We start from the raw sequence: 799 nt of genomic DNA, 5'->3' as shown, positions 1-799 counted from the left end.
CGGTGGGGTGCGGGTCCGTGGGTGGTCGCCGCGCGGCCGGTCACCCCGGAGGGGCTATGCCTTCGGGGCGGCGTGCAGTACCGCGAACAGGCCGCGCGCCAGGGTGTCCTCGGACGGCCTCCAGTGGCCGGTCACCTGGCCGATCGCGCCCTCGGGGAGGGTGGGCTCACCGTTCGCTGCGGCCTGGAGGACACGGCTGAGGCGGAGCGCCGGGCCGCCCTCCGCGGTCCGCAGCTCGGTGCCGTCGTGATCGTCGGTGGCGGTGGTGGCGGCGGGGTCCAGGGCGATCGGGCCCGTACCGGTGTAGGAGTGGCGGACCTCGTGGTCGACCGTGTCGCTGACGCTCTGCATCTGGGGCTCCACCCGGCCCTCCAGCAGCGCCAGCAGCTGGGCCAGCAGCACCGGGTCGTGGGCGCCGTCGTACACCCAGCGCGGGCCCAGCACCCCGTGCTCCATCGTGCCGACCAGGCCCTGCTCGGCGCCGTCCAGCGGGGCGCCGCGGTAGGTCAGCGGCACCAGGTAGTGCACCGGTTCGGCACCCGAGGTGTCGGCGACCACCATCAGCTCGATCCCGACCTCGCCCTCCGGGTCGTCCAGCCGGAAGCCGCCCACCCGCGCCAGCTCCGGCTCGGCGCCGCCGCGGTACCAGGGGCGGGTGGGCAGCCAGGAGGTGAGCAGTTCGAGCTTGGTCGGCTTGAGCGTGGTGTGGTGAATGACGGACATACCGGGTCTCCCCCTTGAACGAACGGCTGTGATCGCTGCCCACCTTGCCATTGGCTGGCGGCGGGGGGCTTCAGGG

Annotated in this window: 1 protein-coding gene; it reads right to left on the bottom strand. The window is 74.0% G+C overall.

Annotation, left to right across the window (positions count from 1 at the left end; all coding sequences use genetic code 11):
• Positions 1-54: 54 nt before the first annotated feature.
• The gene (locus tag E4099_RS32530) at positions 55-723 is read right to left on the bottom strand and encodes a maltokinase N-terminal cap-like domain-containing protein (RefSeq protein ID WP_135342664.1); all 669 of its coding nucleotides are present in this window, start codon (positions 721-723) and stop codon (positions 55-57) included.
• Positions 724-799 lie beyond the last annotated feature (76 nt).

Origin of the sequence: Streptomyces palmae, assembly GCF_004684805.1 — a bacterium.
Taxonomy (GTDB): domain Bacteria; phylum Actinomycetota; class Actinomycetes; order Streptomycetales; family Streptomycetaceae; genus Streptomyces; species Streptomyces palmae.
This window is presented reverse-complemented; position numbering and strand designations above follow the sequence as displayed.

Bases quoted from the DNA above. Each gene is read 5' to 3' on its own strand.
- E4099_RS32530 (WP_135342664.1), bottom strand. From the start codon at position 723: ATGTCCGTCATTCACCACACCACGCTCAAGCCGACCAAGCTCGAACTG.